Below are 22599 nucleotides of genomic sequence, written 5' to 3'. Positions count from 1 at the left end.
CTCCTGGAAGGTCAGACGGCGAGGAGCCGCTCGGCGACGTACTCGCCCTCGGCGGCACCCGGCGGGACGGCGTAGACAGCGGACCCGATCGTGGTGACCCATTCGTTGAGTCGATCGAGCTCGGCGAGGCGACGCTGGACGGGGACGAACTGGCGGTCGACGTCGGCGGCGAACGCGATGAAGACGAGGCCGCTGTCCTCGCCGCTGGGTCGGCTCGGATCGGGCACGGTGTAGTTGTAGGCGCGGCGCAGGAAGCGCTCGCGCGGATCGGCGCTGCGGGCGCGGGCGATGTGGCTGGCCGGGTCGATGACCGGAAAGCCGAGGTCGTCCACGGCCTCGAAGTCGGGCTCCTCGTGCTCGGAGGTCCCCGTGAGTGGTGCCCCGTCGGCGAGGCGGCGCCCGACGGCGGCCTCACGACCGACCCGGTCGACCCGGTCCCACGACTCCATGCGCGCGCGGATCCGGCGTACCACCATGAAGGTGCCGCCCTCGAAGCCGGTCTCGTCCGACCACACCAGGTCGGCGAAGTCGGGCATCGCCTCGGCCAGGTTGACCGTGCCGTCGACCTGGCCCATCAGGTTGCGCATGGTCGTGCCGTCGGGCACCGCCCCGTGGGCGTGGCGGTAGCCGTCCTGGATCCACCGCACCCGGGCGAACCCGGAGACGTCCTTGAGGATCATCCGCCGCGCGTGCGCGACGGCCATCGGGTCGTCGGCGCAGAGCTGCACCGCGAGGTCCGTCTGTCCCCAGGCCAGGTCCAGGCGGTCGGTCCGGAAGGCCGGAAGAGCCCGGACGGCGACCGTGGAGCCGAGCAGGTCCGACATCACCCGCGGCCCCAGCCCGAACGTCGCCGTCAGCCGGGCCGGGGTCGTGGCGAGCTCGGGCTCGGTGTCGGCGAGCGCGGGCAGGCCACGGGCCAGCCGAGCGGCGTCGTCACTGATCAGGGTGAGCAGCCGGCCGAGCCCCTCGGCCCGCACCTCGGGCAGCAGGTCCAGCCCGAGCAGGCTGAGGTGCGCCTGCGCGGGGGTGGCGATCCCGGCCTGGTGGGGGCCGTGGAACGCCACCGTGCTCGTGCCCGGCGAGGCGGCGTACGGCGTCGCTCCGTCGTCCGCGGCACCCGGGGCGTCGGAGTGCTCGGCCGGCAGGGCCACGGCGGCGGCCGACCAGCCGGCGCCGGCGCCCCCGAGGGCGACGGCACCGGTCTGGAGCAGCTGACGCCTACCCCAGCGGCGGGGGGCGTCGTCGGTCATGAGCCCGAGCCACCCATGTCCATGTCGGCCATGTCGTGGTCCTGGTACTTCTCGTCGGCGCCGGTGAACTTCTTGACGGTGGCGTCGACCTCGGTCGTGCTGCCGTCCTCGAGCTCGAGCCTGATGGTGACGGCCTCCCCCGGCTTCAGAGCCCGACCGAGGTCCATGAGCATCAGGTGGTCGCCGCCCGGTGCGAGCTCGTGCTCGCCGCCGGCCGGGATCGTGAAGCCACCCTCCTTGGGCTGCATGGCGACGGCGCCGTCGTCGTTCTGGACGGTCTCGTGGAGCTCCGTGGTCGTGGCGACGTCGCTGGTCGCGGCGGTGACCGTGATGTCACTGTCGCCGGCGTTGACGAGGGTGCCGAAGGCGGCCGTCATGCCCGTCGCGGCCGACTTGACCCACGGGTCTCGCATCGAGAGCGACGCCGCCTCGATGTCGGCGGAGCCGGCCGCGGCGTCGGTTGGCGAGGCGGACGAGGGGTCCGCGGCGCTCGAGCCCTCGGTCGAGTCGTCGCCGCAGGCGCCGAGGGTGAGCGTGAGGACGGCGGCGCCGAGCGCCGCCGCCAGGCGGGTGTGGAGCATCGATGATTCCTGTTCGTGAGTAAGGGCGAATGCCCCGCGGCCCGGGAAGGGGCGGCGGGGTGGCGTGCGCGACCGCACGCCGTGCCTCTCACGACGCCAGGGACTGGCGGGGAGCCGGCGGTGCGGTCAGCAGGCGAGCGCCGGCGGCCCTCGGCGCGTGTGCGGCCGCGCCTGCCACCACGAGGCCGTGACGACGGGCAGCTCGGCGTACGCGCTGCGCGTGGCCGGCCGCGGTGCGCCGGGAACCGGGCCGAGCGCCCACGACGCCGCCAGCACCCGACGGCCCGTCAGCGCCAGCACCGTCCAGAGGCAGCGCTCGCCGTACGCCAGCCACAGCCCGACGACCGAGGCCGCCACGAGGTGCACCGCCATCATCGGCGCGTGCGCCGACAGGTCGCTGACGAGGTGGCCGATCGGCAGCGTCGGGGTCGTGCCGCCGACCGACTGGCCGGACATCCCCTGGTAGGCGTCCTGGAGCGAGCCCACCCGGCGCCCGTCGACGACGGGGAGCGACCTCAGCCCGGCCGGCACCGGGCGGCCCGACGCGACCCCGGTCACGTCGCCACGGTGCCCGGCGCTGAGCGTGAGGACCAGGTGCACGAGCATCTGGCCACCGACCAGCATCGCGACCAGCCGGAGCCGGCCGGCCGGACGCGCGAGCATCGGCACCGAGAGCAGCACGGACAGGCCGAGCACGACGGCGAGCAGCAACGGTCCCGGGAGCAGCCCGTCGGCCGTGACGTGGCCGACCACCCCGAACGTGAACGCGACGGCACCCACACAGAACGCACGCGGCCACACGAGCCACGGATCGACGCGGGGGTGCATACCTCGAGTTTCTCATGCGCACCGCGGCGGGCTTCCGGGGCTACGGTCCCGGCAGGCTCCGGGGCACCCGCCCAAGCAGCTTGCGCCGACGGCTCCGTCGTGGCGGTCCCCGCATCGCCTCCCGGCAGCCCTCCTCGTCGGCGCGCGACCGTCGCCGCAGGATCGACGGGGAGGAGTAGCGGCCCCACACCACGAGGGCTCAACGACGAGCGGGGACGCGGTGGCGGGTCATCCGACGGCCGCGCGTGCCGGCCCCTGCAGAACCGTTCGACCGTGGTGACGCCGAGCGCGCTCCACCCTCAGGAGCAGACCCAGCGCCATGGCCATCGGCACGGACCAGACCAGGAAGCCCCACCCGAACGCGATCAACGCCACGTTGAAGGCGATCAGCGCCACCAGCGCTGCCTCCCGAGGTCGACCCTCGATCAGCACGAGCACGCCGGCCGTCGCCTCGAAGGCGATCAGCAACCCGATGAAGAGCGTGTGGTGCGGGACGACCACGGACTCCCAGGTCTCGCGGACGAAGGACGTGGACGCGCCGCCGGCGAACCCGGCGTAGTCGTCTCCGCGGGCCAGGAAATAGCCGTTGGCGCCCGCACCAGCCACGACCCACAGCACGCTGACCGCGCTCAGCCCGACCGTGTAGGCACGGCGGCTGTGCGCGGCAGCGAGGCCGCTGACAACGACGATCGTCCCGAGCCCGACCCAGACGACGGGGAGTACCCGGCCGACATCCATCACGTCGCCTTCGTCGGCTCGGTCGTCACTCCGCCGCCGACCGACCCCGCAGCCGGTTCATCCTCCGCCCCTGCCTCCTGGACCCCGGTGGGAACCACGACGATCGTGGTCAGCGCGTGGCGGATCTGATGCCGCATGAGGCTGTTCGTGCTCGACGAGGTATGCCGTCCCTCGTCGTGACGCCCGATGACGAGCATGTCCATCTCGGCGCCGGCGTCCCGAAGTGCGTCCGCAGGGTCGGCCCGTCGCACCTGAATCTCCACGTGCACGTCGGCGTACTGCTCACGAAGTCCCGCGATCAACCCCGTTACCAGGGCCTCGGAGTGTCCGAGGTCCGGTCCAGCCGGATCGGTGACGGTGCGGTGCGCTGCCCTCATGGCGCGGGAGATGCAGTGGATCACCGTCAGGCGGAGGTGGGAGGCCGCGGCGATGCGGAAGGCGGCCGCCAGTACGGGAAGCGAGTCCGGGGTCCCATCGATCCCGACCGCCACACCGTGTCCCGGCCCGCCGAGCGGCTCCGGGCGGACGATGGCGACGGGACAGGTTGCGCGCTGCGCGACCTGGGCGCTGACGGAGCCGAGCAGTCGGTGCCTCGCGCCGCGTCCATGAGAGCCGACCACGATCATCCGCGCCCACCGGGCCGAGTCGAGGAGGACCCCGACGGGGTCGCCGGGGACGACGCGCGTCGTGACGTCAAGACCCGGATGCCCAGCCGCGGCACGATCGACCTCCTGCGCCAGGAGGTCGTCCCTCAGCGACGGGCCCAGCGTCGTCCCGGCTCCGTGCCCCCAGCGACGGGCACCGGCCGGCTCGGCGTGTCGGTCGTCGGCGACGTGCACGAGCACCAGTGGCCTATGGCTGGCGGCCGCCTCGTTGCCGGCCCACCAGGCCGCACGGCTGCTGTGCGACGACCCGTCGATGCCGACGACGATCGGCGCTGTGTCGGCCGAAGAAGTGTTCATGGTTCACCATGTGCCGATCCGAGGCGCCACCGACACCGCCGCTGGGCCTCGGACACCGGGACCTAGGACCTCTGCTCGGAGGGTCTGCGGAGTCCGCGATCACCCGCAAGCGACAGCTGAACACGGCCACCGGACCCGTCTCGGCCGGTCGGGCGACCGCTGCGAACGCTCATCCGCCTGCGCTGGATCGAGGCGGCGAGGGCGGCCGAGGCGGCGGCGTGTCGCCGAGTGCCGCGGACGGATCAGCCCGGGTCTCGTGCTGCGACGACCAGGCCCGCCATCCAGCCCGGGACGCGCCCGTGCGCGGGGAGATGCAGGGATGCGACGTCGTGGCCCGAACGCACGAGCAGCCACGAGACGAGGGAGTTGGAGTTCCACATGTCGCCCGTGCCGAGCTCGTCCCGACCCCAGGTAGCGGTCGGGAATCTCGGCGCGAGCGAGATCAGGCGCGCGGCACGAGCCGGATCGGTGGGCAGGCGCTGAGGACTCTCCACGGCCTCGGCGACATCGGGGATGGCTCCCTCTCGCCAGCAACGGATCTCGTATCGGAAGAGCGGACACCTGCCGAGCCACCTCATCCCGACGGGACCATCGGCCACCACCCCACGGTCGGGGGACCCTGCGGTCCACACGGGAGCCATCTCGATGGTGAATCTGTCCCTGCCGATCCGAACCTCGAGCGCAGCGTGGTACAGGTCGAGCGGCTCGCGGTGCTGATGCCTCGCGACGACCCACTCGAAGATCCGACCGTTGCGCCGGACACAGTGCGTGTTGTCGCCGGCGCCGAGCGACAACCAGTAGACGTCCACGGTCGCGGACCGAGGTGCCGACTCCTCGAGCGACATGTCTCAGACCTCCTCCGGCCGGAGAGCGCCCGGCAGCGAACGCTGGACGGATGCGCGGCCGCCGCCATGGTCTGGCCGGTCGGCGTGGGAAGGCATGACCGATCGCTCGCCCGGTCGTGCGACCGAAGCCGTCGTCCCCGACGAACGTGTTAGGAGACGTGATGGTCGAAGTGCTGGACTTCCGCGTCCGGTCCGGGAAAGACCAGCGCCTCGTGACCCGTGTCGGACCACCGGACGAGGTACGGCGGTGACCCGTCGCCGTGACGCACCTCGAGAATCTCCCCATCCCTGATCGGACCGCCGACGTGCGTGCTGCGCACCATCAGACGGTCACCTACCCGAGCGAACATCGCCGCACCTCACCTTCGGACCGAAACAGGTGTCCGGCCACCCCAGCAGCCTCGCGGAACGGGTGGTCGCCGGCCATGGCCCAGGGGCACGGGCGCGCCGGGACCTAGGGCCCACGGACCCTGGATCGTCCGTGCTGTGGTCCGCGACGTCGTCGGACATTCGGCCCTTGGCCGACATCGCGTCGGCCGGCGACGCTGAATCCCCGACGAGGATGGGAGAGCGACATGAGCACGACCACGTATCCGCTGCGGGTCGACGGCAGCCTCGACCCCCGACTTCGACGTTGGCTGTGGCTGGTGAAGTGGCTGCTGGCGCTCCCCCACTACCTGGTCCTCGTGTTCTTGTGGATCGCGTTCGTGGTGGTGAGTGTCGCGGCCTTCATCGCCATCCTCGTCACCGGCCGCTACCCACGGCGGCTCTTCGACTTCAACGTCGGGGTCCTGCGCTGGAGCTGGCGGGTCGACTACTACTCGTACGGGGCGTTGGGGACGGACCGCTATCCGCCCTTCACCCTCGCCGACGTGACCGACTACCCCGCCCGGCTCGAGATCGACTACCCGGATCACCTCTCGCGTGGCCTGGTTCTCGTCAAGTGGTGGTTGCTCGCCATCCCGCACTACCTGATCGTCGGCGTCTTCTTCAGTGGTGGGATCTACCTCGGCGGTCAGGCCGCGGCCGACGCGTCACCCGCATGGTGGAGCCCGGGCCTGCTCGGCCTGCTGGTGCTGTTCGCCGCCGTCGCACTGCTGTTCACCGGCAGCTACCCGCGCTCGATCTTCGATCTCGTGCTCGGCATCAACAGATGGGGACTGCGCGTCGCCGCGTACGCCGCCCTGATGACCGACGAGTATCCACCCTTCCGACTCGACCTCGGCGGTCAGGACCCCGGGGTGACCGCGCATCGACACTGAGCCTCGCCAGGTGCCCGACGGTCGCGTCCAGACCACCGCGGGCAAGGGTGGTAGGTCGACGGTGCCGCGCACTCGAGCAGGATCCCGACCGCTGGACGCGGACGCACTCGAGCGGCACGGGCTCACCCGTCGGACCAAGCGAGACACCAGGACCGGCCGACACGGCACGCACGGCCCGTCAGGGCAGCTGCACGTAGCCGTTGCGCATCTTCCAGAGGAAGTAGCGTTCGAAGGCGAGCTTCATCGCGTGTGACTGCGGGCCGGGGATGAGAACGCCGTGCTTGCGTGGCGGCAGCATCTTGTCGGCCAGGATGACGACTCCGTTGTTGCCGGCGTCCATGACGCACACGGCGGGGATGCTCCCGAACGGCTTCTCGTGGACGGGCGGCTCTCCGCGCACCTGGGCAGCGATGTTGGCGGCGGCCGTCGCGGCCTGCGCCTCGGTCGGGAAGCCGGTCTTGGGGATGCCCACCGGTACCGGCGTCGTCCAGGGAACGGTGACCGCGGCTGCCACGCCCACGGCGTACACGTCGTCGAGCTTCTCGCTCTGGTACGTCGGCCGGACCGGCACGAAGCCCTTGTCGTCGGTGAGTCCCACGGTGTGCGTCAGGAACTCCTGACCGAGGAAGGGTGGAACCACCATGCCGAAGGCGAACGGGAGCTCCTCGCCGTCGGCCAGCACCAGCGCGTCCTCGGCGACATGGTCGATCCCCACCGAGACGCGGGACTCGATGCCCTGTCGGTTCAGGAACATGCCGAGCAACTGCTCACCGTGCGGCAGTCCGCCGATGCCGAAGTGACCGAGGAACGGCTCCGCGGTGACATAGGTGAGCCGGACCTCCTTGCGCAGGCCGGCCCTCTTGAGCTGGTAGGCCGTGTTGAAGAGGAACTCGTACGCCGCCCCGAAGCAGCCGGCAGCCTGGGTCGCCGCGATGACGACGTCACCCGGCCGCTGGAGGAAGGCCTGCCACGCTACGCCCGTCTCCTGAGCCCGCGACAGCGTCGTGATCGTGCGCGCGTGCTCGCGGAACCCGGGGACGACGTCGTCGTTGTTCCGGTAGCCGGTCGCGACGACGAGGTAGTCGTAGGCACGAACTCGACCGTCGTTCGTGCTCACGGTCCGCGCGACCGGGTCGATCCCGGTCGCCGCGGCGTGCACGAAGTCGATGCCGTGGTGCTCCAGCGTGGGAGCGACGTCGAAGGTGATGTCACAGGCGGTCCGCTTGCCGAACGGCAGCCAGATCAGGCTGGGCGTGAACAGGAATCGGTCACTCTCGGACACGACGGTGACGTCGACGTCATCGCCCAGCTCGTGCTTCACCTTCAGGGCCGCGGTCATCCCTCCGAAGTTGGCCCCCAGGACCAGCACCTTCTTGCTCATCACGGGCTCCTCTCGACAGTTCCTGGTTCGGGTCTACGCCGGGCACCGACCCGGCCCCAGGGCCGAAGGTCCGCGCCCGGTCGGGACCCCGGCCCGCGAGTCGAACCAGCGACACCCAGCACAGGGCACCGACCGGGATCGGCAGCCAGAACTGGAACAGCCGCCACGTCAGGACTCCAGCCACCGCGGCGCCTGCGGAGGCGCCGGTCGTAGCCATCGCGGGGATCATCAGTCCCTCGACGATGCCGATGCCTCCCGGCGTCACGGGCAGCAGAGCGACCGTGTTGGCGAGCCCGTAGGCGGCGATGACCACCTCGATCGGCACCACGGCACCGAACGCTCGCAGGCACACCCACAGACAGATCGAGTCGAGGAGCCAGTTCAGGATCGCCCACGCGACACCGGAGCGGGTGACCCGGCCGTCGCGCAGAGTGACCGCACCGGTCGCGACCGCCGCCCGGACCTGCGCGCGCCACCGAAGGGGCACCAGCACTCGCAGTACCCGCCGGCCCGCGCGGCTGAATCGGGGCGAGGCCGCCGAACGATGCGGAGCGGTCTCGAGCACGACCAACGCGGCGGCAGTCACCGCCAGCAGCAGGACCAGAGTCATCGTGACGCCCGTGCGCGGCACGGCCATGAGCACCCCCAGCAGCCAGACCGCCGCCAGCCCCAGCGCGGATAGCGCCAACTGCACGACGGTCAGGGCGAGCGCACTCGCGGGGCTGACGCCGCGATCCGTCATCAGCGTCACGCGGAGGCCGCCTGCGGTGGCACCGCCGCCTGGTAGTGCATGCCCGAGCCCGTAGCCGGCCAGGTCGATGCGCCATTGGGTGCCGAAGGTCAGTCGCTGGTCCGGCTCGAGCAGCGTCTGAGTCAGTCGCGTGTATGCCGCGAGGGACATCACCTCCAACGCCCCGGCGACCAGCAGGAGCGGCCACACGGCCGCCTCCAGCACGACGAGATCGCTCCTCGCGCGGGCCAAGAAGGGAACCAGGCCGTACTCGACGGCAGCCACTGTGACCACGACCAGGCCAGCCCCGCGCAGCCAGGACCACAGGACGCCCGAGACCGGGACCGGCTCAGCGACCCCGACCCCGTGCCGCATCGGATGCCTCCCCCGGTCCCTCACTCCGAGGAGACCGCCCGGAGCACGTCGACCCCGCTCGCCCGTCTGGCCGGACCGACCGCCGCGAGCACGCCGACCACGATCGCGACGACCACGTACGCCGCGAGCGTCAGTACCGGCACGCTGACGGTGGTGATGCCCTCCTCTGCCAGTGCCCGGGCCAGAGCGACACCGACCGCGGTACCGAGAACCACGCCACAGAGGGCACCGAGCAGCGACATCAGGACGGACTCCCGTCGAACGATCGCACGCACCTGGCGCTTGGTCGCGCCGACGGCCCGCAGCAGACCCAGTTCCCGGCTCCGCTCGGTCACCGAGAGCACCAGTGTGTTGACGACGCCGAGCACCGCGATCACGACCGCGAGCAGCAGGAGCGCGGTGACGATGCCGAGGAGCTGGTTCACGGAGTCCTGCGCCCTCCGGGTGAGGTCGGCGGGCGTGTTCACGGTGACGTTGGGATAGTCGGCGACCGCGGCCTCGATGCGCTCCTTGGCCCGGTCTGGGTCGAGGCCGGACACGGTCCTGAGCAGGATCGCGCCGTCGAGCCTCGAGGTGACGTTGGCGTCGTAGTCCGGCATCGTGATGACGTAGGACGCGTTGATCAGGCTGCCCTGGTCGAAGGTGCCCGCGACTCGCATCACGCGCCTGCCCGTCTCCGGGAAGGTGACGACGACGGCGTCTCCGGTCCCCACGTCGAGGTCGTCCGCCGCCGCGGTACTGACGAGCATCCGGCCCGGCCGCAGGTCGTCGAGGCTGCCGCTCTCGATCCCCAGGTCGATCACCCGGTCGAGGCCCGCGGTGTCGAGGGCGGTGATCAGGTGCTCCTCACCGCCGACCTCCGCTCCCCACTCTCGCAGCTCCACCACGTCGCGGACGTCGTCGCGCGACCGTAGGAGCGCGGCGACCGAGGAGCTGATGCCCATCCCCGCACCCGCGGGCTCGAGGACCAGATCCGCGCGATTCCCCCCGCTGACCGCCTCCGAGACGGAGTCCTCGAGCGACGACGCCGCCACCGCCACCGCGGTCACGACGGCCAGGCCGATGGCCAGCGCGAGGGCCGTTGCCGCCGCTCGCCGCGAGTTGCGGGCGATGTTCCGGGCCGCGATCCGCCAGGCCGTGCTCCTGCCGGACCCGACCAGCCGCGACATGCCCCGCGCCAGCATCGGACCGACGACCACGAGACCGGCGAACGTCGTCAGCGCCGCAAGCGCCGTCCACCATCGCCGGTCGGCCGTGACCGAGACCGCTGCCAGCATCGCGGCGCCCACGCCGAGGATCGTCCACCCCGCAACGTGCCGCACGCGTCCGGCGGTCCGGTCGGCGGGGCCCGACTCCCGGAGGGCCTCCATGGGCGCGACGCGGGCGGCCGCCCAGGCGGGCAGCAGCGCGGCCGCCGCGGTGACACCGAGCCCGACGGCGAACGCGGCCAGCACCGTGCGCGGCTCGACAGCCGCCGACGTGGTGGGCACATCGACGCCGACGAGGCCGAGCAGCGACCGGATCCCGGCCGCGAGGCCCACGCCCGCGGCGAGGCCCGCGGCGCCGGCGACGACGCCGACCACGGTCGCCTCGAACAGGACTCCGCCCAGCACCTGCCGCTGCGTTGCCCCGACGGCACGCAGGAGTGCCACCTCGCGCCGGCGCTGGGCGACGAGGACCGTGAAGGTGTTCCAGATGACGAAGGTCCCGACGAGCAGGGACACTCCGGCGAAGACGAGCAGCACCGTCGTGAACACGCCGAGGGCGTCCTCGACCGCCGCCGTGCCCTCGTCGGCGGCCTGGTCGCCGGTGACGGCCTCGACGCCGTCGGGAAGTGCCTCTGCGATGCGGTCCCGCAGGGTCTCGGCACTCACGCCGCCCAGCGCACGGACGTCGATCTCGTCGACGACGCCGGGCTTGCCCAGCATCCGCTGAGCGGTGCCGAGGTCGAAGCCGGCCATGGTCGCGCCGAGCAGGCTGTCGGTCTCGCCGAAGCCGACGATGCCGACCAGCCGGAACGTGCGCCGGCCGTCCTGGAGGACGACGTCGACGTCGTCGCCCACCCGGAAGCCCGCCTTGGCCGCGGTCCGCGCGTCGACCACCACCTCGTGCGGGCCCTCGGGCGCGCGACCCTCTCGGATCGACCCGGCGCCGGAGAGACGACGGTCCTCGGCGATGCTCGTGCCGAAGGTAGGAGCGCCGCCGGGCTGGATGGGCTCCCCCTTCCGGTCGATGATGAGCGCGAAGCCGAACACGGATCCCTCCGCGACCTCGACACCAGGCACGGCGCGCACGCGCGCGACCAGGTCGTCGTCGAGAGGGCGCACCTGCCCACCCGTGGTGGTGACGTCGGCGTCGTACGCGCTCTCCGACCGCACGACGACGTCAGTGCCGGAGGTCAGCCCGGCGTAGAGCTCGTCGAACGCCTTCACCATCGTGTCCGACAGCACGAAGGTGCCGGCCACGAAGGCGACGCCGACCGTCACCGAGGCGACGGTGAGCAGCAGCCGGACCTTGTTGGCCAGCAGGGCTCGGAGCGAGAAGCGGACCACGGTCAGCCGCTCCCCAGCCGCCCCATCGTCGCCAGCACCAGATCTCGGGTGGGCCCCTCCATCTCCTCGACGACCGAGCCGTCGGCGAGGAAGACCACACGGTCGGCGTACGCGGCGGCGCCGGGATCGTGGGTGACCATGACGACCGTCTGGCCGAGCTCGTCCACCACCGAGCGCAGGAAGCCGAGCAGCTCCCTCCCGGATCTGGAGTCCAGCGCGCCGGTCGGCTCGTCGGCGAACACGACCTCGGGCCGTGAGATCAGGGCCCGCCCGACCGCGACTCGCTGCTGCTGTCCGCCCGAGAGCTCTGCCGGGCGATGCGAGAGCCGATCCGCGAGAGCGAGCTTGTCGACCACCGTGGCGAACCACTCCGTGTCGGGGCGACGTCCGGCGAGGTCGCACGGCAGCAGGATGTTCTCCGCCGCGCTCAACGTGGGGAGCAGGTTGAAGGACTGGAAGACGAATCCGAGCCGGTCTCGACGCAGCAGCGTCCGCTGCCGGTCGGTCAGGGAAGCCAGGTCGGTGTTCCCCAGGAACACCTGGCCCGACGTCACGATGTCCAGGCCGGCGAGGCAGTGCATCAGGGTCGACTTCCCCGACCCGGACGGACCCATGACGGCCGTGAACTGCGCGGCCGGCAGGGCGATGGTCACGTCGTCGAGTGCCACCACGGCCGTCGCTCCGGCCCCGTAGACCCTGCTCGCGTGCGCGGCCCGCGCGGCGGGCACGGCCCCGCCGGCAGTGTCCACGTCGGCCGGAGCAGCACGTCCCGGGCCTGGAAGCCGCAGTCCTCTCATGGCCCCAGCCTCTACCGCCAGCCGGTCCGTCGAGAGGGGCCATCGACCCTCCTCGACACGGACCCTGGTCCCGGACCGTCACCGACGGTCCGGTCAGTCGATCGTGGCGATCAGCTCGCCCTGGCGAACCTCGGCGTCCTCGGGCGCCAGCAGATGGATCCGACCGGCACCGGTCGCCAGCACCTCCGCGGCGACCTTGTCCACCTGCACCTCCGCGACCACGTCGTCGGTCCTCACGGAGTCTCCATCACGCACGAACCAGGTCGAGACCACGCCGACCGTCTCCGGGTCGTCCCTGGACAGCGCGGGGAAGCGCACCTCGCACATCATCGGAGGTCGAGCACCCGGCGGATCGCCTGCTCGATCCGATCCGCCCCCGGCAGCACCGCGTGCTCGAGCGATCGGGCGTACGGGATCGGCACGTCGGGCACAGCGACCCGGATCGCCGGAGCCCGCAGGAGGCTCGGATCCACGTCGGCCACGGACGCGACGACCTCCCCGGACATGCCGAACGACTGGTAGTCCTCGTCGACCACGACCAGCCGACCGGTCTTGGCCACCGAGGACACGATCGCCTCGCGGTCGAGCGGGACCAGGGTGCGCAGGTCGAGCACCTCGGCCTGGATCCCCTCCCCCGCCAGCCGGTCCGCGACGTCGAGGGCATCGTGCACGGACCGCGAGATGGTCACGACGCTCACGTCGGTCCCGGAGCGCACGACGTTCGCGACCCCGATCGGCACCACGTGCTCACCCACCGGAACCTCGTCGACCGCCCGGGGGTTCCGGGCCATCCACGGCAGCCCGAGGACTCCCTTGTGAAAGACGTAGACCACGGGGTCGTCGTCACGGATGGCCGCCGTCATCAGGCCCTTGGCATCCGCCGGCGAGCTCGGGACGACGACCTTCATCCCCGGCAGATGGGCGAACGTCCCCCACAGGCACTATGAGTGCTGCGCCCCGTCGCTGTAGCCCCCACCGGCTGCCATCGTGAGGACCATCGGCACCCGCACGTTGCCGCCCGACTCGAAGTGGATCTTGGCCATGTGGTTGTAGATCTGGTCGAGGCACACGCCCATGAAGTCGGCGAACATGAGCTCCACCACCGGCCGGAGCCCCTCGATGGCGGCTCCGATGCCGAGACCGATGAAGGCGGTCTCCGAGATCGGGGTGTCCAGTACCCGGTCCGGACCGAATCTGTCGAGCAGGCCGGAGGTGGACGAGAAGATCCCGCCATACTTTCCGACGTCCTCGCCGAGGACGACGACCCGCTCGTCGCGGTCCATCTCCTGGGCGAGCGCCTCCACGATCGCCATGCTGGTGCTGATCCGGTGGGTCGGCGCCCCTTCGGGCAGCGCCTGGTTCGTCAGTGTCACGTCATCCTCCTCGGGTGAAGACGTACGCCGTCGCGGTGGCTGGATCGGGTATCGGACTCCGCTTGGCGTGGTCGACGGCGTCCTCGACCAACGCAGTGCTCTCCTCCCGTACCAGCCGAACGGTCGCCTCGTCGATCACGCCGTCCGCGAGGAGCGTCGCCTCGTAGAGCGGTATCGGATCTCGATCGGCGACCTCGTCCAGGCCGTCGCGGTAGGCCTGCGCGTCACCTTCGAAGTGGCCCCAGAGCCGGACCGTGTGCACCTCGAGCAGGGACGGTCCGTCGCCCGCACGTGCGCGAGCGACGGCATGGGACGCCGCGGCGTAGACCTCCTCGACGTCGTTCTCGACGCGGGTGCCGGGAATGCCGTAGGACACCGCCCGCTGGGCGTTGGTGTGCACGGAGGTGGACGCCTCCCGCGAGACCGAGATGGCCCAGTCGTTGTCCTCGACGACGAAGAGGACGGGCAGGCGCCAGCGGGCCGCGAGATTGAGCGACTCGTGGAAGGCGCCCTGGTTCGCGGCGCCCTCGCCAGTGACGGCCACCGCGATCCGGTCGGTACCGGCACGCTTGAAGGCGAAGGCCTGGCCGAGCGCCGGTGGATACCCCTCGGCGACGATGCCCGAGCAGGAGAAGTGCGTCTGCGGGTCGAAGAGATGCATGTGGCCGCCCCGGCCGTGTCCCAGCCCGCCGGCACGCCCGAAGATCTCGGCCGTCATGGCGCGCAGGTCGACGCCGTGGGCGATCGCGAAGTGGTGGGGACGGTGGGTCGCCGTCACGGCGTCGTCCGCGGTCAGCAGTGCGCACACTCCCGCCGCCACCGGCTCCTGCCCCGCGGAGAGGTGCATCTCGCCCGGGACCAGACCCTTGCCGATGTCGAACCCCGGGCCCTTGTCGGCGTGGTACTCGCGAAGGATCGCCTCCTCGTAGGTCCGCGAGAGCACCATGGTCTCGTAGAGTCGACGCCGCCGCTCGCCCGGAAGGGCGACGCTCGTCGGCGGACCGGCGTCGATGCTGGCGGCTCCGGTGGTCGTCATGCCGTTCTCCTGTCTGCAGCACGTCTCGCCACGGTCACGCGGCCCGCAGCGGCCGGACAGGGCACAAGGACCCGGTGGTCGTCTGACCTAGGTCCGTGCCAGGACGACGGTGCACGCTCTGCCGTGGCGTGATCGCAGGTCTTCGTGATCGGAGATCTCGATGAACGCCGCGACGGCGACCTACGCTCTACGTCGTGGTGCACCTGCTGCTGGTCGAGGACGACGAGGCGATCCGGCGCAGCCTGGCCCGGGGACTGATGGAACAGGGAGCGTCGGTCTCCACGGTGGGCACCGCCGTCGAGGCGATCAGGGCGCTGGCCGTCGAGCGGCCCGATGCGGTGATGCTCGACCTCGGGCTGCCCGACCTCGACGGCACCGAGGTGCTGGCGCTGATTCGCGCGCAGAGCGGCCTGCCGGTGGTCGTGGCGACGGCGCGTGACGACGATCGCGAGGTGGTGCGGCTGCTCGACGCGGGCGCGGACGACTACCTGATCAAGCCGTTCTCGGCGGCCCAGGCGATGGCGCGGATCCGGGCCGTGCTGCGGCGTACGGCGCGAGCCGAGCCGGCCGAGCACCGGATCGTGGTCGGCGGGCTGGTCGTCGACGAGGTAGCGCGCACGGTCGAGCTCGATGGCAGGCCAGTGGAGCTCAACCGCAAGGAGTTCGACCTCCTGTTGGCGCTCGCGTCGCGGCCTGGGCAGGTCGTCTCGAAGCGGCAGCTCCTGGCCGAGGTGTGGCAGCAGCCGTGGGGTGGCGCCGACCGCACCGTCGATGTCCACCTGTCGTGGCTGCGCCGCAAGCTCGGCGAGACGGCCGCCGAGCCGCACTACCTGCACAGCGTGCGCGGCGTGGGCGTCAAGCTCGTGGGTCCCGGCCCGTCGTGAGCCTGCGTGGGCGGATCGTGTCACTCACGGTCGGGGCGGCCCTGGCCGTCCTGCTGCTCTTCGCCATTCCCCTGCTGCTGCTCGAGCAGCGCTCGGCCGCCCAGGACGTCGAGCAGGCTGCGGTCGAGGCCGCCCGCGGGGTGGCCGACTACGTCTCCGCGTCAGACGCGACGCGCGCGGACGTCGAGGCGTACGTCGACCGGGTGAACGACCGCGAGGACGCGGCGCCGGTCGCGGTGACACTCCCGGACGGCACGTCGTACGGCGCCGAACTGCCGGGGGTCGATACCCTGCGGGCGGCCCCACCCGACGACGACGGCGACGGCGATCGGGACGGCCCGTTCCTGCGGCAGAGCGGGGCCGACGTCGATGCCGTGGACGGCGGCCGGCTGGTGCGGGTCGACGTGCGCACGCCCGGTGGTCCGACATCGGTGCTGGCCTTCGCGAGCGACGCGGACGTGCGGTCGACGGTGACCGCCCGCGCCCTGCCGCTCGCCGGTGCCGCGGCGGCGCTGCTGCTGATCGTCGGCGTGGCGGCCGAGCTGGTGTCGCGGCGGCTGGTCCGCGACCTCGACCGCACCGCCGACCTGGCCGGCACGATCGCCGCCGGCGACGATGTCGCCCAGGTGCCTGAGATCGGCCCTCCCGAGGTCCGCCGCGTCGCCCACGCGCTCAACGGACTCGCGGGCCGGATCGACGAACTGCTCGCCGCCGAGCGGGAGACGGCTGCCGACATGTCGCACCGGCTGCGCACCCCCCTGACCGCCCTGCGCCTGGACGTCGAGTCGCTGCCCGGGGGCGAGGATCGCGAGCTGTTGGAGCGGCACGTCGACAATCTCGAACGGACCCTGACCGCCGTCATCCACCAGGCTCGCCGCTCCGAGCGCGAGGGAACCCGGGCCGGCTGCCGGCCCGGTCCGGTGGCGGCGGCCGCGGCGGCGTACTGGCGACCGCTGATCGAGGACCAGGGCAGGTCGATGGAGGTGGCGATCGCTCCGGATCTGCCGGAGGTCCGCTGCGCTGCCGACGACCTGCGCGCGGCGATCGACGCGTTGCTGGAGAACGCCGTCGCGCACACCCCCGACGCAACGCCCGTCGCCGTCTGGGCGAGACGGGACGGCGACCGACCCGGGCACGTGCTGATCGAGGTCTGCGACCGGGGCCCGGGGTTCGACGCCGACGCCGTACGCCGCGGGCGCAGCGACCGCGGGTCCACGGGGCTCGGCCTCGACATCGCCGCCGCATGTGCGCGTGCCTCCGGCGGTGTGCTGTCGGTGCTCCGAGCGGACCGCGACGGCATCGCGTGGACGGTGGTGCGGTTACGGCTCGGCCCGGCCTGAGCCGGCTGGGGGATTTGACCTCGATTTGAGGTCGCCTTGGGGGCCGGCTGAGCCATCGCGAGCCACGCTCGCCGCATGAGAGCCACCCGCACCGCGGCCCCGCGCCAGACACTCCTCACCCGCGCCCGCATCGCCACAGCCGGCGTGGTGATCGCCGCCGCGTCGGCGACCGGCGCCCTCACGGTCGCCGCGGCCCACGCGAGCTCCGGCGCCGGCGCCCCCACGACCACCGACGGGTCCGGGTCGTCGACGCCGTCCGGCGGCTCGAACAGGCCCGCAGGCCCGACGCTCGGCGGGATCCAGGTGCCGAGCGGCCCGGTCGCGGGGAGCCACTCCTCATGAGCACGCTGCAGTGGCGGGACTGGTCCTGCACCGTCCGCGTCGTCGTGGCCGACGGCCGTCCCACACCCGACCCCGCTCTCGCGGCCCGTGCCGAGGGGCTCGTGCGCTCGCTGATGGACGACGTGGCGGCCGCCAGTAGCCGCTTCGCCCCCGACAGCGACCTGTCGCGGGTCAACGCCGCGGCCGGCCGGCTCGTGCCGGTGCGGCCGCTGACCCTCGAGCTCCTCGGCGTCGCGATCGACGCGGCCCGCCGAACCTCCGGCGCCTGCGACCCGACGGTCGGCCGGCACTTGGAGCACGCGGGCTACGACGCCGACATCGACCTTCTCCGGGTGCGCCCGCCCCGGACCGCGGCGGACCCCGCCCCGCGCGCGGCGGACTGGCGGGCCGTGCGCGTCGACCGGGGTCTGGGCCTCCTCGGCGTGCCGACCGGAATGGCGCTGGACCTCGGGGCGACCGCCAAGGCGTGGACCGCCGACGCGGCGGCCGCGTTGCTGGCGCGGACGCTCGGTCGGCCGGCGCTGGTCGCCCTCGGAGGCGACGTCGCGGTCGCGGGCGACGGCCCGGCGTGGCCGGTGCTCGTCAGCGAGCGCGAGGGTGGGCCCGGTGAGGTCGTCTCCTTGCCACGCGGCGGGCTCGCCACCTCCTCGACACGCGCGCGGCGCTGGCCGGGACCGGACGGCGAGCGCCACCACGTGATCGACCCGGAGACCGGCCGGCCGGCGGCCTCCCCGCTACGCACCGCCACCGTCGCGGCGGCGACCTGCCTGGAGGCGAACACGCTCAGCACCGCCGCTCTGGTCTGGGGCGCCGGAGCACCGGCCCGCCTCGCGGCGCACGCCGCCCGGTGGGTGACCACCGACGGTCACGTCGCCACCACTGCCCTGTGGCCCCGTTCTCCCCGGTCGGGCGGGGTGGCGGCGTGACGCCCTGGTTCCTGGCCCGGGCAGCCGGGTTCGTCGCCCTGCTCACGGCCTCCGTGACCGTCGCGCTGGGTGCCGCGGGCCCTGCCTCGTGGGGCGACCGCCGGATCATCGCCCAGCTGGTGCACCGCTCCGCGGCCGTGGTCACCCTCGCGCTGCTGGCGCTGCACGTCATCCTGCTCGTCACCGACCGCTTCGTCGACGTGAGCATCGGTGGCGCCCTGGTGCCCTTCACGGCGGGCTACCGCGGCGTGGCTCTCGGACTGGGCACGCTCGCGGCGTACTCCTTCCTGGTCGCCGCCGCATCCGGCACCCTGCGCGGCCGGATGGCGGCGAGCGCCGCCACCGCCCGCGCCTGGCGCGCGATCCACCTCTCGGCGTACGCCGCCTGGGCGCTCGCGATGGTCCACGGCGTACTGGCCGGCACTGACACCGGCACCACCTGGGCGCCCCTGCTCTACGGCGGCAGTGCTCTCGCCGTCGCCGGTGCCGTCGCCGCCCGGGTGGTCGCGGGCGTCCGGGCGCGCACCGCGGCGCTCCCCACCGCGCGACGCGCTCGCCGAGATCGGTCACCTGACCGGCCGCCCACCCTGGCAGGAGGACACCGATGACCACCACCTCTGGCTCCCCAGCGCTCGGCGCCACCGCGTGGGGCACCGCGCGCCTGCTCGCCGGCACCGGCCGAGGCCGGCTCGACCTCCGCGGGCACCGAGCGGTGCACGGGCCCCGGCATCCGTACGACGCCCGCCGGCTCGTCGACGCCCTCGATGCCGTCCACCTGCTGGGGCGCGGTGGCGCGGCCTTCCCCGTCGCGGCCAAGCTGCGGGCCGTGCCCACGGGCCGCGACACCCATGTCCTGGCCAACGGCACCGAGGGCGAGCCGGCAAGCCACAAGGACCGCGTGCTCCTGCGTCTGGCACCCCACCTCGTGATCGACGGCGCCCTGACCGTCGCGCGGGCACTCGGCACGGACCGGGTCACCATCGCCGTCCAGGACCCGGCGGCTCACCACTCGCTCGCGGCGGCCCTGCGCGAGCGCGACGACGGCCGCCCGGTCCGCCTGGTCCGCCACGACCACGGCTTCGTCGGCGGAGAGGTCCGCGCGCTGACCCGGGCGCTCTCCGGCGGGCCGGCGCTCCCACCTGGCCGGCGCGTCCTGCCGACCGAGCACGGCATCGGCGGCCGTCCGACCTTCGCCTCGAACGTCGAGACCTTCGCACAGATCGCGCTGCTGCTGAGCCTCGGCACCGACCAGTACGCCTCCGTCGGTGCCACCGACGAGCCGGGCACGACGTTGCTCACCCTGGTCGGTGCCACCCGGCGCCCGGGGGTGGTCGAGGTCCCCACCGGGCTACCGCTCGCCGCACTGGTCGGTCCCGAGCCAGGGCCCGTCCTGGTGGGCGGCTACCACGGCACCTGGGTCGACGGCCCCGGCGACCTCGTGGTCACCCGCCCGTCGCTGCGGGCTGCTGAGGTGCCACTGAACGCTGGAGTGCTCGCCCGCCTACCGCGGGAGACCTGCGCGCTCGGCGAGGTCACGATGGTCGTCCGGTGGCTGGCCGGCGAGAGCGCCGGCCAATGCGGCCCCTGCCTCCTCGGCCTTCCTATGCTGGCCGACACGCTGGCCCATCTCGCGGCCGGGGCGCCTCTGGAGGCAGACGCGCGGGCACGCGCCGGGCTGCTGCGCGGTCGGGGCGCCTGCGGCCACCCCGACGGCGCCGCGAGCTTCGTCAGCTCGGCTCTCGACGTGCTCGGCACGGAGATCGCCGCACACCGGGCGCGCGGTCACTGTGGCCGCCCGCTCCTGGGAGCCCTGCCGACCGGTCCCGACGACGACCGGACGGGGGGCGGCGGCATGACCGGCGACCGCCACCTCGAGATCGACTGGACGCGCTGCGACGGACTCGGCCTGTGCGCCCGCCTGCTCCCCGAGCGCATCGGACTCGACGAGCACGGCTTCCCCGTCATCGCCGATCCTCGGATCGACGCCGGACTCCTCCCCCATGCCCGCCGCGCGGCCGCCACCTGTCCACGGCTGGCGCTCCGCCTCGAAGCCCCCCGCTGACCTCGCCCTGCACCCTGCGATCGCCCATCACACCGTCAGGAGATCCGTCGTGTTCGACCTCATCAACGGACTGCCCGTCCACCCGCTCGTGGTGCACGCCGTCGTCGTGCTGCTCCCGCTGGCCTGCGTCGGCACCATCGCCATCGCCGTCCGTCCGCGGTGGCGCGCGCGGTACGGCGTACTCGTCGTGGCGTGCGCGGCCGTCGCCACCGCGCTCATTCCCGTCGCCACCTCCAGCGGTGAGGCGCTCGAAGAGCACGTCGGCGACCCCGGCGCGCACGCGGAGCTCGGTGACCAGCTCATCTGGTTCGCCCTGCCGCTCCTGATCCTCAGCACGGTGCTGGTGTGGCTGGACCGCCAACGCCTGCACCCCGCTTCTGATGCGTCTGCCGAGACCGTCGAGGGCAGGTCCCCGGTGATCCGAACGGTCGCTGCACTCGCCCTCGTGGCTGCGGTCGCCGCCTCAGTGCAGGTCTACCGGGTGGGCGACTCGGGAGCACGTGCCGCCTGGGGCGACCAGACCGAGAGCGCTGGGTGATCTCGCGCGGCGCCGAGGCTCCCGTCCACCGGGACGGCCCGGCCCCAGCGGAAGCTCCCTCACACCGCCGGCGACCTCGGTCCTGCCCGATCTCCCATCCGCTCACCGCACGTCCCCTTCCCGCCACGCCCGGGCGACTTCGCTGGATCCGCCCGTCGGATCGCGGCTCGGCGTCATGGAGCGACGGTCGTGCTCCGGGCGCGATCCGGGCCTCCTGCTCGGGGCCAGGCCCGGCGAGCCATCCAGATCGCGATCGCGACGAGGCCACAACCGACGATGACCAGCACCAGCGCGGCGGCGGCCGAGCCGGCGAACCACCGTCCGATCGCCGCCGGCGCGTTGAGCAGCGCGGCCACCGTGCCGAGGCCGAGCAGCACGAGGTCGCGCCGGATCACCGCCGCCGCAATGACCGCGACGACGGTGGTGAGCGTGAGCGCCATCCCCAGGTCCGAGGCCGCGGTGGTCATGGCGCCCACGACCGCGGCGGCGGCACCGAGTGCGATCGGAGTCTCACACGGCGTTATCACCCGCAACCAGCCGAGCCCGAACCACGAGGCGCCGACGATCCAGACCCCCAGACCGGGCTCGCCGGGTAGGTCCAGCCGGACGGCGAGCGCCGCGGCAAGGGCCGCGGCCGCGGCCAGTGTCGCCGCCTGTTGGAGGCCGTACCTGAGCGCCGCCCACAGCCCCGCCGCGTAGGTCAGCGTGGCCGCGGCGACCAGGACCGCCGTCGTGGCCGAGTCCAGCCCCTCGGATGCGAGCACGTCGTCGAGCAGGACGGCAGCCGCTCCCGCCCACGCCACCGTCGACGCGAGCCACAACACCGACCGCACTCGTCGTCCTGCAGCGGCGAGTCGGCGTGGGACGGCGGCGCCGGCCAGCAGGAGCAGCAGGGCAGCGACGCCGACCACCGCGAAGCGGGCCACGTCCGGCAGGTCCGCCCAGAAGGACGCGGACAGCAGGCCGCACCCCGCAAGCACCACCGCACCACCGACATACGCCAGGGCCTCTACGGCGAGCGGTGCGAGCCGGTGACCTGTCGTCGGGACCCGTCCCACGGCGGCGACCATCCGGTCGGCCTGGTCCGCGGTGATCAACCCGGCCTCGAGCCAGCCCTCGACGAGGACGTCGAGGGACACCGCGTGCGGGTCGTCGCCCCTCACGACGGTCGGCCACCCGCGGCCGGTCATGACAGCGGGACTCCGCCGCCCACGACGACCCGGCTGCTCCTCACGTGCGCCGTCAGGTCGCCCACGAGGAGGAGTGCTGTCGCAACGATCTCGTCGGGACCGGCCACCCGTCCCACAGGGACACGAGGGCTCTGAGCGTTCATGGCGTTCCCTCCCGTCGACTCTCGACCACCGTCCGCTGACGGCGGACCCACCGGCAGGGGACAACGTCCCGATCCGGGTGGGTCCCACGACCGTGTCCGGCCAGCTGCCGCCGGCGGATGCTCGAGACGTCGACGGGTCGTGGTGGTCGAAGCCGCCTGACGATCCCACCCCAACACGGAGGACGCGATGCACACGAAGACCTGGCACCTCAACGTCGACCTCTTCGAGCAGGACGACAGCACCCGCGCCGTAGTCGTGCTGCGCACCGACGCCGGCACCGAGCTGCGCGACGTGGGCAAGGCCCGGCGCCGGCCGGGCGACCGCGACGTGCCGGAGATCGGCGACGAGCTGGCCGTGTGCCGGGCCCTCTTCGGGCTCGCGCACCAACTGCTCGATGCGTCGATCGGAGACATCGAAGCCAACGACCCTGCGGGCGGTCGAGCCACCGTCCGCTCCGAGTGAG

24 protein-coding genes and 1 pseudogene are annotated in these 22599 nt (G+C 72.8%); 9 read left to right on the top strand and 16 right to left on the bottom strand.

What is annotated here, in order from left to right; genetic code table 11:
- Positions 1–11: 11 nt before the first annotated feature.
- The 7 genes from FHU40_RS17875 to FHU40_RS17845 form a co-directional block, all read right to left on the bottom strand.
- A complete protein-coding gene (locus FHU40_RS17875) occupies positions 12–1250 on the bottom strand; it encodes a Dyp-type peroxidase (protein ID WP_183593569.1) in 1239 nt (412 codons plus the stop codon).
- Entirely contained in the window at positions 1247–1831 is a 585-nt protein-coding gene (locus tag FHU40_RS17870) for a copper chaperone PCu(A)C (RefSeq protein WP_183593568.1), read from the bottom strand. Before FHU40_RS17870 ends, FHU40_RS17875 begins: the two co-directional genes overlap by 4 nt.
- A 126-nt stretch (positions 1832–1957) precedes the next feature.
- A complete protein-coding gene (locus FHU40_RS17865; RefSeq protein WP_183593567.1) occupies positions 1958–2659 on the bottom strand; it encodes a hypothetical protein in 702 nt (233 codons plus the stop codon).
- 228 nt (positions 2660–2887) lie between these two features.
- Positions 2888–3397: a hypothetical protein gene (locus tag FHU40_RS17860; RefSeq protein ID WP_183593566.1), complete on the bottom strand. Its 510-nt coding sequence runs from the start codon at positions 3395–3397 to the stop codon at positions 2888–2890.
- Entirely contained in the window at positions 3397–4359 is a 963-nt protein-coding gene (locus tag FHU40_RS17855) for a universal stress protein (RefSeq protein ID WP_183593565.1), read from the bottom strand. The genes FHU40_RS17860 and FHU40_RS17855 overlap by 1 nt, the downstream gene beginning before the upstream one ends.
- A gap of 242 nt (positions 4360–4601) precedes the next feature.
- Positions 4602–5204: a hypothetical protein gene (locus FHU40_RS17850; protein WP_183593564.1), complete on the bottom strand. Its 603-nt coding sequence runs from the start codon at positions 5202–5204 to the stop codon at positions 4602–4604.
- A 149-nt stretch (positions 5205–5353) separates the two neighbouring features.
- The gene (locus tag FHU40_RS17845) at positions 5354–5554 is read right to left on the bottom strand and encodes a DUF1918 domain-containing protein (RefSeq protein ID WP_183593563.1); all 201 of its coding nucleotides are present in this window, start codon (positions 5552–5554) and stop codon (positions 5354–5356) included.
- A gap of 225 nt (positions 5555–5779) precedes the next feature.
- Here FHU40_RS17845 and FHU40_RS17840 point away from each other — a divergent pair, with 225 nt between their 5' ends.
- Complete coding sequence (locus FHU40_RS17840) at positions 5780–6466, top strand: DUF4389 domain-containing protein (RefSeq protein WP_183593562.1); 687 nt, start codon at positions 5780–5782, stop codon at positions 6464–6466.
- Positions 6467–6644: 178 nt separating this feature from the next.
- Here FHU40_RS17840 and FHU40_RS17835 read toward each other — a convergent pair whose 3' ends face one another.
- From FHU40_RS17835 to FHU40_RS17805, 8 genes and pseudogenes are all read right to left on the bottom strand, one after another.
- On the bottom strand, positions 6645–7847 hold the full coding sequence (locus FHU40_RS17835; protein ID WP_183593561.1) for an NAD(P)/FAD-dependent oxidoreductase: 1203 nt from the start codon (positions 7845–7847) through the stop codon (positions 6645–6647).
- A complete protein-coding gene (locus FHU40_RS17830) occupies positions 7765–8862 on the bottom strand; it encodes a flippase-like domain-containing protein (RefSeq protein WP_183593560.1) in 1098 nt (365 codons plus the stop codon). The genes FHU40_RS17835 and FHU40_RS17830 overlap by 83 nt, the downstream gene beginning before the upstream one ends.
- A gap of 110 nt (positions 8863–8972) precedes the next feature.
- A complete protein-coding gene (locus tag FHU40_RS17825; protein ID WP_183593559.1) occupies positions 8973–11504 on the bottom strand; it encodes an FtsX-like permease family protein in 2532 nt (843 codons plus the stop codon).
- 2 nt (positions 11505–11506) lie between these two features.
- A complete protein-coding gene (locus tag FHU40_RS17820) occupies positions 11507–12301 on the bottom strand; it encodes an ABC transporter ATP-binding protein (protein WP_183593558.1) in 795 nt (264 codons plus the stop codon).
- A gap of 93 nt (positions 12302–12394) precedes the next feature.
- Complete coding sequence (locus FHU40_RS17815; RefSeq protein ID WP_183593557.1) at positions 12395–12628, bottom strand: lipoyl domain-containing protein; 234 nt, start codon at positions 12626–12628, stop codon at positions 12395–12397.
- Positions 12628–13092 (bottom strand): transketolase C-terminal domain-containing protein, encoded by a 465-nt coding sequence (locus tag FHU40_RS27775; protein WP_246391157.1) that lies wholly within the window; start codon positions 13090–13092, stop codon positions 12628–12630. Before FHU40_RS27775 ends, FHU40_RS17815 begins: the two co-directional genes overlap by 1 nt.
- Positions 13093–13116: 24 nt before the next feature.
- Positions 13117–13614 (bottom strand): annotated as a pseudogene (locus FHU40_RS27770) (alpha-ketoacid dehydrogenase subunit beta); the annotation flags it as partial.
- A gap of 61 nt (positions 13615–13675) precedes the next feature.
- Positions 13676–14710, bottom strand: coding sequence for a thiamine pyrophosphate-dependent dehydrogenase E1 component subunit alpha (locus FHU40_RS17805; RefSeq protein ID WP_183593556.1), 1035 nt, complete (start codon positions 14708–14710; stop codon positions 13676–13678).
- A 194-nt stretch (positions 14711–14904) separates the two neighbouring features.
- On the opposite strand from FHU40_RS17805, the gene FHU40_RS17800 reads away from it, so the two are divergent.
- The 7 genes from FHU40_RS17800 (at position 14905) to FHU40_RS17770 (ending at position 20802) form a co-directional block, all read left to right on the top strand.
- Entirely contained in the window at positions 14905–15594 is a 690-nt protein-coding gene (locus FHU40_RS17800; RefSeq protein WP_183593555.1) for a response regulator, read from the top strand.
- Positions 15591–16934, top strand: coding sequence for an ATP-binding protein (locus tag FHU40_RS17795; protein ID WP_183593554.1), 1344 nt, complete (start codon positions 15591–15593; stop codon positions 16932–16934). The genes FHU40_RS17800 and FHU40_RS17795 overlap by 4 nt, the downstream gene beginning before the upstream one ends.
- Before the next feature lie 75 nt (positions 16935–17009).
- Positions 17010–17276 (top strand): hypothetical protein, encoded by a 267-nt coding sequence (locus FHU40_RS17790; protein ID WP_183593553.1) that lies wholly within the window; start codon positions 17010–17012, stop codon positions 17274–17276.
- Positions 17273–18202 carry an FAD:protein FMN transferase gene (locus FHU40_RS17785; RefSeq protein ID WP_183593552.1) on the top strand — a complete coding sequence of 310 codons (930 nt, stop codon included), beginning with the start codon at positions 17273–17275 and terminating at the stop codon, positions 18200–18202. Before FHU40_RS17790 ends, FHU40_RS17785 begins: the two co-directional genes overlap by 4 nt.
- Positions 18199–18810, top strand: coding sequence for a hypothetical protein (locus FHU40_RS17780; RefSeq protein ID WP_183593551.1), 612 nt, complete (start codon positions 18199–18201; stop codon positions 18808–18810). Before FHU40_RS17785 ends, FHU40_RS17780 begins: the two co-directional genes overlap by 4 nt.
- Entirely contained in the window at positions 18807–20264 is a 1458-nt protein-coding gene (locus FHU40_RS17775) for an NADH-quinone oxidoreductase subunit NuoF family protein (protein ID WP_183593550.1), read from the top strand. The genes FHU40_RS17780 and FHU40_RS17775 overlap by 4 nt, the downstream gene beginning before the upstream one ends.
- A gap of 49 nt (positions 20265–20313) precedes the next feature.
- Positions 20314–20802, top strand: a complete 489-nt coding sequence (locus FHU40_RS17770) for a DUF2231 domain-containing protein (protein ID WP_221199886.1) — start codon at positions 20314–20316, stop codon at positions 20800–20802.
- A 173-nt stretch (positions 20803–20975) separates the two neighbouring features.
- Here FHU40_RS17770 and FHU40_RS17765 read toward each other — a convergent pair whose 3' ends face one another.
- On the bottom strand, positions 20976–21992 hold the full coding sequence (locus FHU40_RS17765; protein WP_183593549.1) for a DUF2157 domain-containing protein: 1017 nt from the start codon (positions 21990–21992) through the stop codon (positions 20976–20978).
- A gap of 330 nt (positions 21993–22322) precedes the next feature.
- Between FHU40_RS17765 and FHU40_RS17760 the strand changes: the two genes are divergently transcribed.
- Positions 22323–22598, top strand: coding sequence for a DUF1876 domain-containing protein (locus FHU40_RS17760; RefSeq protein ID WP_183593548.1), 276 nt, complete (start codon positions 22323–22325; stop codon positions 22596–22598).
- Position 22599: the final 1 nt, after the last annotated feature.

It is taken from the genome of Nocardioides soli (genome assembly GCF_014191495.1).
GTDB lineage: Bacteria > Actinomycetota > Actinomycetes > Propionibacteriales > Nocardioidaceae > Nocardioides > Nocardioides soli.
Note: the sequence above shows the minus strand (reverse complement) of the source record. Positions and strands in the feature narration are given on the sequence as shown.

Excerpts from the sequence above, each read along its gene's own strand:
- FHU40_RS17855 (WP_183593565.1), bottom strand. The coding sequence starts at position 4,359 with ATGAACACTTCTTCGGCCGACACAGCGCCGATCGTCGTCGGCATCGAC.
- FHU40_RS17760 (WP_183593548.1), top strand. The coding sequence starts at position 22,323 with ATGCACACGAAGACCTGGCACCTCAACGTCGACCTCTTCGAGCAGGAC.
- FHU40_RS17840 (WP_183593562.1), top strand. The coding sequence starts at position 5,780 with ATGAGCACGACCACGTATCCGCTGCGGGTCGACGGCAGCCTCGACCCC.
- FHU40_RS17835 (WP_183593561.1), bottom strand. The coding sequence starts at position 7,847 with ATGAGCAAGAAGGTGCTGGTCCTGGGGGCCAACTTCGGAGGGATGACC.
- FHU40_RS17865 (WP_183593567.1), bottom strand. The coding sequence starts at position 2,659 with ATGCACCCCCGCGTCGATCCGTGGCTCGTGTGGCCGCGTGCGTTCTGT.
- FHU40_RS17875 (WP_183593569.1), bottom strand. The coding sequence starts at position 1,250 with ATGACCGACGACGCCCCCCGCCGCTGGGGTAGGCGTCAGCTGCTCCAG.
- FHU40_RS17785 (WP_183593552.1), top strand. The coding sequence starts at position 17,273 with ATGAGCACGCTGCAGTGGCGGGACTGGTCCTGCACCGTCCGCGTCGTC.
- FHU40_RS17870 (WP_183593568.1), bottom strand. The coding sequence starts at position 1,831 with ATGCTCCACACCCGCCTGGCGGCGGCGCTCGGCGCCGCCGTCCTCACG.
- FHU40_RS17820 (WP_183593558.1), bottom strand. The coding sequence starts at position 12,301 with ATGAGAGGACTGCGGCTTCCAGGCCCGGGACGTGCTGCTCCGGCCGAC.
- FHU40_RS17845 (WP_183593563.1), bottom strand. The coding sequence starts at position 5,554 with ATGTTCGCTCGGGTAGGTGACCGTCTGATGGTGCGCAGCACGCACGTC.
- FHU40_RS17805 (WP_183593556.1), bottom strand. The coding sequence starts at position 14,710 with ATGACGACCACCGGAGCCGCCAGCATCGACGCCGGTCCGCCGACGAGC.
- FHU40_RS17765 (WP_183593549.1), bottom strand. The coding sequence starts at position 21,992 with ATGACCGGCCGCGGGTGGCCGACCGTCGTGAGGGGCGACGACCCGCAC.
- FHU40_RS17790 (WP_183593553.1), top strand. The coding sequence starts at position 17,010 with ATGAGAGCCACCCGCACCGCGGCCCCGCGCCAGACACTCCTCACCCGC.
- FHU40_RS27775 (WP_246391157.1), bottom strand. The coding sequence starts at position 13,092 with ATGGCCCGGAACCCCCGGGCGGTCGACGAGGTTCCGGTGGGTGAGCAC.
- FHU40_RS17860 (WP_183593566.1), bottom strand. The coding sequence starts at position 3,397 with ATGGATGTCGGCCGGGTACTCCCCGTCGTCTGGGTCGGGCTCGGGACG.
- FHU40_RS17850 (WP_183593564.1), bottom strand. The coding sequence starts at position 5,204 with ATGTCGCTCGAGGAGTCGGCACCTCGGTCCGCGACCGTGGACGTCTAC.
- FHU40_RS17815 (WP_183593557.1), bottom strand. The coding sequence starts at position 12,628 with ATGTGCGAGGTGCGCTTCCCCGCGCTGTCCAGGGACGACCCGGAGACG.
- FHU40_RS17775 (WP_183593550.1), top strand. The coding sequence starts at position 18,807 with ATGACCACCACCTCTGGCTCCCCAGCGCTCGGCGCCACCGCGTGGGGC.